The sequence below is a fragment of the Enterococcus sp. 3G1_DIV0629 genome, from assembly GCF_002141285.1.
GTDB classification, from domain to species: Bacteria; Bacillota; Bacilli; order Lactobacillales; family Enterococcaceae; genus Enterococcus_B; species Enterococcus_B lactis.
This window is the reverse complement of record NZ_NGLI01000001.1, coordinates 681,934-694,141: the sequence shown is the minus strand read 5'-3', so window position 1 is coordinate 694,141 and position 12,208 is coordinate 681,934. Positions and strand designations below refer to the sequence as shown.

The window sequence follows — 12,208 nt, the reverse complement described above, 5'->3', positions numbered from 1 at the left end:
ACTTAAAAGATTCCCACTATCTTAAGTATTATAGCAATATCTAAACGTTTTTCCTATGGAATCATTGTTTTTTTATTTAAAAACTGAATAATTTTTTCTTTTTTTAATCTTTAAATAAAAGAAACATAAATAAAAACAGAGGAAGCGGAATGATCCGCCCCTCTGTTTTTATGGTTTTATTAAACTTCCAATAATTCTTTTTCTTTATCAGCAGCGATCTTATCTACTTCTTTAATGCTGTTATCTGTCAATGTTTGTACGTCTTTTTCTAGTCCGCGCAAATCATCTTCGGTAATGTCACCATTTTTTTGTTGTTTTTTATATTCATCGATCGCATCACGTCGGATGTTACGAATCGCGATTTTTGCATTTTCTGCTTCTTTTTTCACATCTTTAGCTAATTCTTTTCTGCGTTCTTCTGTCAGTTGCGGGATAACCAAACGAATAACATTTCCATCATTGGTAGGACTGATTCCGATATCACTTGCCATAATAGCTTTTTCAACATCTTGAAGAATGCTCTTGTCAAAAGGCGTGATCATTAAAACACGTGCTTCTGGGATTTGGATTGACGCCATTTGGTTCAATGGAGTTGGTGCACCGTAATAATTCACAGTGATTCGATCCAAAAGGCTAGCATTCGCGCGACCTGCGCGGATTTGTCCAAGTTCACGTTGAAGATTTTGTGCTGCTTTTTTCATTTTTTCTTTTGCTTCTGTCATAATTGCATCTGCCATTTTTATTTCCCCCTTACAGTCGTTCCGATATTTTCGCCTAAGATTGCCCGGCGAATATTTCCGTGTTCATTTAAATTGAAGACAAGCAATGGAATGTCATTATCCATGCTTAGTGAACTTGCAGTTGAATCCATGACTTGTAATCCTTTAGCAATAACTTCCAGATGAGTCAGTTCTTCAAATTTCACTGCATTTGCATCTACTTTCGGATCAGCAGAATAAACACCGTCTACATTGTTTTTAGCCATCAGGATAACATCTGCGCCGATTTCTGCTGCGCGTAATGCTGCTGTTGTATCTGTCGAGAAGTACGGGTTGCCGGTACCCCCCGCAAAAATAACAATCCGTCCTTTTTCTAAATGACGTTCTGCTTTACGGCGAATGTATGGCTCTGCGATTTGACGCATTTCAATCGAAGTTTGCACGCGTGTCGGTACACCCACGTTTTCCAACGTATCCTGTAAAGCTAAGGCATTCATAACTGTAGCTAACATACCCATGTAATCAGCTTGAGCGCGTTCCATGCCCATTTGTGCTCCGATTTGTCCGCGCCAGATATTTCCGCCGCCCACAACGATTGCCATTTCAACGCCCAGTTCATGAACTTCTTTGATTTCTTGGATGATTTCTTTGATTACTGGTGGTTTGATTCCAAATCCTGCATCCCCAGCTAAAGCTTCTCCACTCAATTTTAAGACTACACGCTGATATTTCGGTGTGACCATGTTCATTCCTCCAATATTTTCTATTGCCATTTTACCATACTTAGATGATTTCGACACGCTAAGCCTGGTTTTTCTTGTTTTGCTTAAAAAAAGGGAGCGCACAAAGCGTGCGTTCCCGTCTGTCATTCAACAGAATTATTTTTTCACTTGGCTCATAACTTCTTCTACAAAGTTATCTTCGCGTTTTTCGATACCTTCGCCAACTTCGAAACGTACGAATGTTTTAACAGTTGCGCCTTTTGAAGCAACGTATTTTTCAACAGTCATATCAGGATCTTTAACGAATGGTTGGTCAACCAAAGCGATTTCTGCTTTGAATTTCTTCAAGCGTCCTTCTACCATTTTTTCAACGATATTCGCTGGTTTGCCTTCGTTCAATGCTTGTTCTGTAAGAACAGTTTTTTCATGTTCTAATTCAGCTTCTGGAATTTGTGATTCGTTTACATAGCGAGGATTGATAGCTGCTACGTGCATAGCTACGTCTCTTGCAACTGTTTCATCTGTTGTTCCGTCTAGAACAGTCAATACAGCAATACGTCCGCCCATATGCAAGTATCCGCCAAATGCAGCATTGTCGTCTTTTTCTACAACTTCAAAGCGACGGAAGCTGATTTTTTCTCCGATAACTTGAGTTGCTTCGATCAAGTCAGATTCAATCGTTCCTTTATCTGTTTTGATTTTCATTGCAGCTTCCATGTCTGCTGGTTTGTTTTCAGCAATAAGTTCTGCGATTTCTTTTACTAAGTCTTGGAACATTTCATTTTTAGATACAAAGTCTGTTTCTGAGTTTACTTCAACGATTGCTGCAGTGTTACCTTTCACAGCAACTGAAGCTAATCCTTCAGCGGCAATGCGGTCATTTTTCTTTGCAGCCTTTGCCATTCCTTTTTCACGTAAAAGATCAACTGCTTTTTCCATATCGCCTTCTACTTCAACTAATGCTTTTTTCGCATCCATCATTCCTACGCCAGTCATTTCGCGTAGTTCTTTTACCATTTTAGCTGTAACGTCTGCCATGTTTAACTCCTCCTGTGTGTGTTCTTTTTAAAAAAAGCTGCTTCAAAGGAGAGTGAGGCTTGTCGCCCAGCCTTTGAAACAGCTCCATCATTCAAAATTATTCTGCTGAAGAATTGTCGCCTTCAACAACATCTACGATTTCTTCGATTGATGTTGCTGTGTTTTCTTCTGTGAAATCTTCTTCAACTACTTGATCTTCACCTTGGTTTCCTTCGATGAAAGCATCAGCCATTTTTGAAGTAATCAATTTAACGGCACGAATTGCGTCGTCGTTTGAAGGGATTACTACGTCGATTTCATCTGGATCGCAGTTTGTATCAACCATAGCTACGATTGGGATATTTAATTTGTGTGCTTCTTGAACAGCAATACGTTCTTTACGTGGGTCAACGATGTACATTACATCTGGGATTCTTGGCATATCAGCGATACCGCCTAAGAATTTTTCAAGACGTTCGCGTTCTTTGTTCAAACCAGCAACTTCTTTTTTAGGTAGAACTTCAAAAGTTCCATCTTCTTCCATTGCATTGATTTGTTTCAAACGGCTGATACGTTTTTGGATAGTATCCCAGTTTGTCAATGTTCCGCCTAACCAACGATGGTTAACGAAGTATTGTCCTGCACGAGTTGCTTCTTCTTTGATTGCTTCTTGTGCTTGTTTTTTTGTACCTACGAATAATGCTACGCCGCCTTCTTCAGCAACGCTCTTCATGTAATCATAAGCTGCATCTACTAATTTAACTGTTTTTTGTAAGTCAATAATGTAGATTCCGTTTCTTTCTGTGAAGATATATTTCTTCATTTTTGGGTTCCAGCGACGAGTTTGGTGACCAAAGTGTACGCCGGCTTCTAGTAATTGTTTCATAGAAATTACTGCCATGTTTGTTTCCTCCGATTTGGTTTTATTTTCCCTCTTCTTATCTTCTACCTTGCCGGCAAACTTTTTCAAGCACCTACCGACAATCCAATAAGAATGTGGATTTGCTGATGCATAAAGCACCCTCAGCTATTATACAGACAAAAGATCCGTATCGCAAGAGCAAATGTACTTTTCTGCTCAACATTCAATAGTTTACCTGAAAGACAAAAAGAATTCAAGAAAAACAGTAGATTTCTCTTTGTTTCTTTATTCTCTTTTTTCCATAAAATAATTTTAGGTGTAAAAGACGAATATTATTGGGCAATCCTTCTTTTTTTTGTTATGATACATGTGAAATCTTTCGTAAAGGAGAAAGAAAATGCGCAAAGCTCAAAGACATTTGCTGATTAAACAAGTCATTGAAGAATTCCCGATCCGTACGCAAGAAGAACTATTAAACAAACTTGGGCATTATGGCGTTACCGCAACGCAAGCAACGATTTCTCGAGATATCCGTGATCTGAAAATCGTGAAGGCGCCTGATGAAAACGGTATTTCCCGTTTTGTGTTGTTTCGCGAAAAAGGTACTCCTGATACTAGGACTGAAGAAGAGGATCGGCTGATTCAAATGATCGAAGACATTGTGTTGAAAGTCGAACGAGTCCACTTTTTGACAATCGTTAATACCTTGCCAGACAATGCTCATTTATTTGCATCTGTTTTAGATGAGATCAAGCCTCCTCCTATCGTCAGTACGATTGCTGGATTTGATACGATTATGATCATCTCAGAAAATGAGGAGGATGCAAAACAAGTAGAAGAATTTCTTCACCATCCGACTGAAGTATCACTTTTTTAATCAGAGCACGTGTTCCTAATAAGGAATGCGTGTTTTTTTATTTTCAATATTTTCCTTGTTAAATAAACCTTTACACTCTTTACAAAAATACATCAGTTTTTATTTAAACTTTTCATAACTTTGATTAAATCACAATACTCATCATTTATATTGGATGTTAGCAAGAGCAGAGTCTTGCTCTTTGTGTATGTCAATAAAAAAGAAATGAAAGGAAATCGCATGTATAAATTATTAACGCCTGGACCATTAACGACTTCTGAAACAGTGAAAAAAGCTATGCTGACCGATCATTGTACCTGGGATCAAGAATACAAAGAGATGACACAATGGATAAGAAAAAAATTGCTGCAACTTGCTCAAGTACCGGAAGAACTATACACAACGGTCTTGATGCAAGGCAGCGGCTCCTTTGGGGTAGAATCTGTTTTAAGTTCTGTGATCAGACCAGATGATACTTTGCTAATTTGTTCAAATGGCGCATACGGTCAACGAATGATTGCCATGTGCAAATGTCTGCAACTAAACTATGCAGTTTATGAAGTACCTGAACACCAAATCCCCCAAGCACATATGATTACACAGTTGATTGAAGAGAATCCTTCTATCTCCGCACTTGCAATGGTCCATAGTGAGACTACTTCCGGTATTTTGAATGATTTGGAAGAAATTGCTGCTGTCACACGGGAAAGAGATCTTTTGTTTATAGTGGATGCGATGTCCAGCTTTGGTGGGATACCGATTCATGTAGCGGAACTAGGGATCGATTTTTTGATTTCCAGCTCAAACAAATGTATTCAAGGTGTTCCAGGTTTTTCTTTTGTACTTGCTAATAAAGCGGAACTAGAAAAGCGAAAAAATATCAGTCGAAGTTTGTCACTTGATCTGTATGACCAGTACCGCGTGATGGAAAACGAGAATGGCAAATGGCGTTTCACTTCCCCTACTCATACGGTTTTGGCTTTTCAACAGGCATTGAAGGAACTAGAGCTAGAAGGAGGGATCGAAACTCGATATTCACGTTATCTCGCCAATAATCATGTGCTACGACAAAAAATGACAGAGATGGGGTTCCAGCCTTTCATCCAAGAGTATCAGGGGCCATTCATTACCTCTTTTCTTTACCCTAAAGACTGGCGATTTGATTTCAATCATTTCTATCAGCATTTAAAACAAAACGGATTTGTGATCTATCCTGGGAAAATCAGCGATCATGAATGTTTTCGTATCGGTAATATTGGCGAGATTTATCCAGAAGACATTTTAGAACTAACAGCAATTATCAAAGACTATAAGGAGAACATTAATGATTAAAACTGTAATTTTTGATTGGGCAGGAACAACTGTGGACTTTGGCTGTATGGCTCCTGTCCACGCTTTTAGAAATGCTTTTCTAGAAAAAGGGATCCAACTGACTGACAAAGAGATCCGCGAACCGATGGGAAAATTAAAATGGGATCATATCCAACAGCTTCTTTCCCTCCCTTCTGTCAAAGAACAATGGATAGCGATTCATGGACAACTACCTCAGGAAAAAGAGGTGGAGGAATTGTATCAGCAATTTGAACATTATCTGTTTAAAGATTTGGCCCAGCATTCTACCTTGAAACCCGACACATTGGAAACGATCGAACGGTTGAGAAACGCTGGGATCAATATTGGTTCCACGACTGGATTTACTGCTCCTATGATGGCAATCGTAGCAGAAACCGCAAAAAAAGAAGGGTATTCACCAGACTTCATGGCAACTTCTGAAGACGTCGAAGGATATGGACGACCATTTCCTTATATGATTCATAAAAACATACAGTATTTCAAAAACAACTCGGTTGATGAAGTAATCAAAGTCGGAGATACGGTCTCAGATATCCAAGAAGGGAAAAATGCAGGGGTGTTTACAGTAGGTGTGATTGAAGGTAGTTCGCTGATGGGACTTTCTTATGATGCATACCAACAAATAGAGACGGAGGAAAAAGATCGCTTAAAACAGTCTGTTGCACTTAGGTTCCAACAAGCTGGTGCTGATCTTTGCGTAAATAACTTGAAGGAGTTAACAGAATACATTTTGTACGCTGACAAGAACCCAGAATGACTTTTATACAAAATAAGAGCTGTGACAAAAATATTGTCACAGCCCTTATTGCGAATAAATGGTGTTCTCCTACCAACTCCTCGGTCACAAGTCACAATATCCAACAAACATGAGAAGCTGTTTTTTGAAATTGTTCCTTGTGACTCGGAGCTGAACACTGATTTCACATTCTTTTTTTCTTACATCTTATCTGGTGCATGAAGTCCTAGCAAACGAAGATCTTCTTTCAATAATACAGTCACTGCATACACTAAAGCTAAGCGTGCTTCTTTTTGTTCATCGTCAGCTAAAATCTTCGTATGAGCATAGTATTTGTTGAATGCCTGTGCTAATTTGATTGCATGTTTCGCAATCACTGAAGGTTCATATTTTTCCCCAGCTGATAAGACTATTTCAGGATATTTTTGAACCAATTTGACTACTTCCCAGCTGATATCGTCATTCAACGCATAATTTGCTGTTTCTGAAGGGACGAATCCTGCTTTTTCCAACAGACTGACTGCACGAGCATGTGTATATTGCACATAAGGTCCAGTTTCTCCTTCAAAACGAACCACTTCTTCCAAGTTGAAGTCAAATGTATTGAGACGATCGTTTTTCAAATCATGGAAGATGACTGCCCCAACCCCTACTTGTTTAGCTACAACATCTTTGTTTTCTAAATCAGGGTTTTTCTCGCTGATCTGTTCTTTAGCAGATTGGATTGCTTCATTCAATACTTCTTCTAGTAAGACGATTTTTCCTTTACGAGTTGATAATTTTTTACCACCTTGTGTGATCAAACCAAATGGGATATGGTGCATATCGTCAGACCAGTCAAAGCCCATTTCCTTCAAGACAGCTTTCAATTGTTTGAAATGATAACTTTGTTCATTCCCTACTACATATAGAGATTGTTTGAAGTCATAGGTACGTTTACGATACAATGCGGCAGCTAAGTCACGTGTGATGTATAGTGTCGCGCCATCTGATTTCTTGATTAATGCTGGATTCAAATCGTAAGCAGAAAGGTCAACGATCTCCGCACCTTTATCTTCGTTCAGCAAATGTTTTTCTTCTAAAAGTTCGACGATTTCATCCATTTTGTCATTATAGAAAGCTTCACCGTTCAATGAATCAAACTGTACTTCCAGTAGATCATAGATTTTGTTGAATTCTTTCATCGATTCATCACGGAACCATTGCCACAATTGGATAGCTTCTTCATCGCCTTCTTCTAGACGTTTGAACCAAGCACGAGCTTCTTCATTTAATTCTGGTTCTGTTTCAGCTACTTCATGGAATTGGACATACAAACGAAGCAGTTCATTGATTGGCTCTGCTTTGACCGCTTCTTCTGAACCCCATTTTTTGTAAGCAACAATCAGTTTTCCGAATTGCGTGCCCCAGTCACCTAAATGATTGATGCGGATTGGCTGGTATCCGATTTTTTCCATAATGAAGCCAATCGAATTACCGATAACTGTCGAACGTAAATGTCCCATTGAGATTGGTTTTGCAATATTTGGAGAAGACATATCGATCGGTACGGTTCCTTGATTCCCGATATTGCTGTCCCCATAATGTTCTTTTTCTTTCACTACTGTTTGCAAAACTTTTTTGCTGATAAGTTCTTTATTCATGAAAAAGTTCAAGTAAGGTCCAACCACTTCGATTTTTTCAAAGTTGGCAGAGTCGATTTTTTCTGCTAAATCTGCAGCGATTTGCTGTGGCGCTTTTCGGTAAACTTTTGCTAATGAAAAGGCTGGAAATGCCACATCCCCGTGTTCGGCTGATTTTGGATTTTCTAGTAATTGTTCGACTTGTTCAAGTGTCAAATCGTCTTTGACAACGTCATAGACGGCTTTTGCGACAAGATCTTTATTATTCATCTTTATTCCTCCTAAAATACACTCTTATTTGTTCAACAAAAAAAATCTCTAATGACGACATACTTAGTATGCCATCATTAGAGACGAGATTTCCCGCGGTACCACTCCAATTGTCCTAAAAAAGGACCAGCTCCATCTGATATCGGTAGACGACCGTCTGTTTAAAACAGAATTCTCCAAGTGCGCTTCGTTGTATCTCCTTCATTCGGCTTCCACCACTTCCGAATTCGCTAGCCAAGAATGATACAAGTACTCTCTTGTTCAACAAATCTTAATCTTATTAAACTTTCTTGAATTATATCAGAAAAAAAAACGAAAGGCTAGTCGTTTTTAATAAAAAAACAATCCAGATGGCCTAAAGGAGAAGAAATACCACCTGGATAGTTATAAATCATTTCGTAAATACGAAAGACTTAACAAATTAATCAGCTACGATAATCGTTCCTTCTTCAGAAGCTAAAAGATTTTCAATGTTTTCTAAAGAAGTGATGATTGCCTTAGCGTTCGGTTTTGCTTCAACAAATGCAATAGCTGCTTCTACTTTCGGAAGCATGCTTCCTGGAGCGAACTGTTTTTCATCAATGTATTGTTTCATTTCTGAAACAGTAACAGTTTCTAGTTTCTTTTGATCCGGTTTTTGGTAATTGACATACACATTGTCTACACCTGTCAATACGATCAGCAAATCCGCATCGATGATTTCGGCTAATTTTTCTGAAGCAAAATCTTTATCGATCACGGCTTCTCGCCCTTCTAATCCGGTCGCTGTTTCTACAACAGGAATCCCGCCACCGCCGACAGACACCGTGATAACTCCTTGTTCGACTAGCGTTTCGATGACACGTGCTTCTTTAATCGAAATTGGTTTAGGGGAAGCGACTACTTTTCTCCATCCACGTCCAGCGTCTTCTTTGAATGTCACAGTAGAATCAGCATTCATTTGTTCTTTCGCTTCTTCTTCCGTGTAGAATGGGCCGACTGGTTTACTTGGATTTTTGAAGGAAGGATCGTTTTCATCCACAATGACTTGAGTGACTAAAGAAACTACATCTTTATCGATCCCTTTTTCCTTCAGTACTTCACCCATCGCGTTTTGGAGCCAGTAGCCGATTGACCCTTCTGTCATTGCGACACATGTATCTAAAGGCATTGCTGGTGTTTTCTCAGAATCAGCAGCTTGCTGCTGAATCAATAGGTTGCCGACTTGCGGACCATTTCCGTGAGAGATGATTAATTCATCTCCTTGTTCGATAAATTTCACTAAATACTTTGCTGTTTCCATTAACGCTTCTTGTTGGGCTTTTGCACTTGCATCCGTAGACAAGATGGCATTGCCTCCTAAAGCGACAACTACTTTTCGTTTGGCCATTTCATTCGTCCTTTCTTCAGTTCTCCTGAATTTTCTAGATAACAAAACGAGCCAGCGTTTTGTGATTTTCCCTCAATGCTGACTCGTTTTTTCGTGAGATGAATGTGGTTATGCTTAAACGCGAGGGATAAACAAGTTACCTAATGTTGCTGCCATGATTGCTTTGATTGAATGCATACGATTTTCTGCTTGGTCAAATTGACGAGCATATTTGCTACGGAAGACTTCATCTGTTACTTCCATTTCAGTGATGCCAAAGCGTTCTTTCATTTGTTCACCGTAAACAGTGTTTGTATCATGGAAAGCTGGTAAGCAGTGCAAGAAGATCAAACGATCTGTATTGTGTGTTTTTTCTACCATTTCCATATTGATTTGGTAAGGTTTCAACAATTTGATCCGTTCTTCAAATTTATCTTCTTCACCCATTGATACCCATACATCAGAATAAAGCACGTCTGCTCCGTCTACACCTTTATCAACATCGTCGGTAATCATCAATTGTGCCCCTGATTTTTCAGCAAAACCTTCTGCCATTTTGACGATTTCTTCTTCAGGTTGTAATTCTTTTGGTGCAACGATACGCATGTTTGCTCCCAAAATTGCACCTGTTACTAATAAAGAGTTAGCCATATTGTTTCGACCATCTCCACAGTATGCAACAGTGATACCTTCTACAGTTCCAAAGTTTTCCTGGATAGTTAAAAAGTCAGCGATCATTTGTGTTGGATGCCATTCGTCAGTCAAGCCATTCCAAACTGGAACGCCAGAGAATTCTGCTAGTTCCTCTACCATTTTTTGACTGAATCCACGGAATTCGATTCCGTCAAACATACGACCTAACACTTTAGCTGTATCTTCTGTTGATTCTTTTTTACCTAATTGGATGTCATTCGCACCTAGGTATTCAGGATGTGCGCCTAGATCGATTGCTGCAGTGGTAAATGCAGAACGAGTACGTGTAGATGTTTTTTCAAATAAAAGTGCGATATTTTTTCCTTCTAGATAGTGATGTGGGATCCCACGTTTTTTCAAGTCTTTCAAGTGTTCTGAAAAATCGATCAAATATTGTAACTCTTCTTTTGTAAAATCTTTTTCTGCTAATAAACTTCTTCCTTGGAATACTGATTCTTTCATATTAAACATTCTCCTTTAGATTGTTTTTATTTAAGATTAAAGAGGAAATCCTGACGACAGCTGACAGTAAGACTGCCGTCAGGTTATAAACTACTTCAAGTCTTCACGGACAAGTGGTTGACTCATGCAACGTGGACCGCCACGACCTCGTGACAATTCACTTGAATTGATTTCCAACACTTTGATACCATAGCTACGAAGCAATTCATTCGATACGTAATTCCGATTGTAAGTGACTACGACACCTGGAGCGATTGCCAATGTATTGGATCCGTCATTCCATTGTTCTCTAGGGGCAACGATCTCATCCCCATTACCAGTTGGAATCAATACAAGATCATCTAATCCAAGAGCAGCTTTCATCGTTTCGTGTAAGTTATCTGAATGAGTAATCTTGATATCATCACCATCTGGTTCGATCGTAAAGACATCCATCTTACCGTCTTTACTTTGGATTGCTGGATGGATAGTGAATTTGTCATGGTCTACCATTGTGAATACGGTGTCCAAATGCATCATTGCACGGTTGTTCGGGATTTTGATTGCTAATACTTTTTCAAATCCTGAATTTTTTGCGAATAGATGGCGTGCTAATTTTTCTAAAGCTTTTGCATTTGTTCGTTGAGAAATCCCAACTGCTACTACTTTATCGCTTAAGATTAATTCGTCTCCACCTTCGATATGATCTGGATTTTCACGATCCAACCATACTTCGATCCCTTTATTGGCAAATCTTGGATGATGTTTCAAAATATATTCTGTAAACATCGATTCACGACGACGTGCTTCAAAAGTCATCTTATTGACGGTCATCCCATTTCCCATTGATGCGGAAGGATCGCGTGTAAAGTACAAGTTTGGCATTGGGTCCATGTAAAATGGATAGTCGTCGTCTGCTGAAAGATCATATAGGCTGCTAGAACGTACCTCGATATCTTTTGTACGTACCCCAGCCATGATTTTATCTACCATTTCTTGTGTTTCCATTGATAGAAGGAACTCATGAAGACCATCTCTTACTGCATTCGATACGATATGAGATTCATCCAACATTTTATTCAAGAATTGTTCTTTGACGTTGCCTGCGTCAATCGCTTCTGCTGCTAATTTTTCCAAGTAAAGAGTTTCGACGCCTTCGTTTTGCAAGGTCTTTGCAAAGTTGTCATGTTCTTCTTGAGCAATCGGAAGATATGGAATATCATCAAACAACAGACGATCCATAATATCTGGTGTCAAATTTTCCACTTCTTGTCCAGGCCGTTTCAGTAAAACTGTCTTTAATTTCCCTATTTCAGAGAAAACGTGAATAGGTTTATCCATGTTGTGTTGCCTCCTTCTTTTTGATTACATGTATAGGATAGCCTCCTTTTGTAATCACTTTCATAATTTTGTCTCATTCAAAATGAGACATCCCTCACATTAATATTCGATAATTAAATAATTAAACGTTTTTCTAATTTTAAGCGTAATTTATTCATTTTTTATTCTGTATACACTTCCAAAAAAATATTTATTCATCTAAAAAATTTTTTTGAATAAATTGAAAAA

The 12,208-nt window shown here is 38.7% G+C and carries 11 protein-coding genes; 3 read left to right on the top strand and 8 right to left on the bottom strand.

What is annotated here, in order from left to right; translation table 11 throughout:
• Positions 1-179 precede the first annotated feature (179 nt).
• The 4 genes from frr to rpsB form a co-directional block, all read right to left on the bottom strand.
• Complete coding sequence (gene frr, locus A5816_RS03615; protein ID WP_002293875.1) at positions 180-737, bottom strand: ribosome recycling factor; 558 nt, start codon at positions 735-737, stop codon at positions 180-182.
• Positions 738-739: 2 nt separating this feature from the next.
• Positions 740-1,462: a UMP kinase gene (pyrH, locus tag A5816_RS03610; RefSeq protein ID WP_002293877.1), complete on the bottom strand. Its 723-nt coding sequence runs from the start codon at positions 1,460-1,462 to the stop codon at positions 740-742.
• 135 nt (positions 1,463-1,597) lie between these two features.
• A complete protein-coding gene (gene tsf, locus A5816_RS03605) occupies positions 1,598-2,479 on the bottom strand; it encodes a translation elongation factor Ts (RefSeq protein ID WP_086310734.1) in 882 nt (293 codons plus the stop codon).
• A 97-nt stretch (positions 2,480-2,576) separates the two neighbouring features.
• Positions 2,577-3,359: a 30S ribosomal protein S2 gene (gene rpsB / locus A5816_RS03600; protein ID WP_002293880.1), complete on the bottom strand. Its 783-nt coding sequence runs from the start codon at positions 3,357-3,359 to the stop codon at positions 2,577-2,579.
• A gap of 358 nt (positions 3,360-3,717) precedes the next feature.
• Here rpsB and A5816_RS03595 point away from each other — a divergent pair, with 358 nt between their 5' ends.
• From A5816_RS03595 to phnX, 3 genes are all read left to right on the top strand, one after another.
• The gene (locus tag A5816_RS03595) at positions 3,718-4,197 is read left to right on the top strand and encodes an arginine repressor (RefSeq protein WP_086310733.1); all 480 of its coding nucleotides are present in this window, start codon (positions 3,718-3,720) and stop codon (positions 4,195-4,197) included.
• Positions 4,198-4,416: 219 nt separating this feature from the next.
• Entirely contained in the window at positions 4,417-5,508 is a 1,092-nt protein-coding gene (gene phnW / locus A5816_RS03590; protein WP_086311165.1) for a 2-aminoethylphosphonate--pyruvate transaminase, read from the top strand.
• Positions 5,501-6,286 carry a phosphonoacetaldehyde hydrolase gene (phnX, locus tag A5816_RS03585; RefSeq protein ID WP_086310732.1) on the top strand — a complete coding sequence of 262 codons (786 nt, stop codon included), beginning with the start codon at positions 5,501-5,503 and terminating at the stop codon, positions 6,284-6,286. Before phnW ends, phnX begins: the two co-directional genes overlap by 8 nt.
• 179 nt (positions 6,287-6,465) lie before the next feature.
• On the opposite strand, the gene argS is transcribed toward phnX, so the two are convergent.
• From argS to arcA, 4 genes are all read right to left on the bottom strand, one after another.
• Positions 6,466-8,157 (bottom strand): arginine--tRNA ligase, encoded by a 1,692-nt coding sequence (gene argS / locus A5816_RS03580; protein ID WP_086310731.1) that lies wholly within the window; start codon positions 8,155-8,157, stop codon positions 6,466-6,468.
• A 421-nt stretch (positions 8,158-8,578) separates the two neighbouring features.
• Positions 8,579-9,526: a carbamate kinase gene (gene arcC / locus A5816_RS03575; RefSeq protein WP_002313642.1), complete on the bottom strand. Its 948-nt coding sequence runs from the start codon at positions 9,524-9,526 to the stop codon at positions 8,579-8,581.
• Positions 9,527-9,640: 114 nt separating this feature from the next.
• A complete protein-coding gene (argF, locus tag A5816_RS03570; RefSeq protein WP_002288437.1) occupies positions 9,641-10,660 on the bottom strand; it encodes an ornithine carbamoyltransferase in 1,020 nt (339 codons plus the stop codon).
• 90 nt (positions 10,661-10,750) lie between these two features.
• On the bottom strand, positions 10,751-11,980 hold the full coding sequence (gene arcA, locus A5816_RS03565; protein ID WP_086310730.1) for an arginine deiminase: 1,230 nt from the start codon (positions 11,978-11,980) through the stop codon (positions 10,751-10,753).
• Between the last annotated feature and the right edge of the window lie 228 nt (positions 11,981-12,208).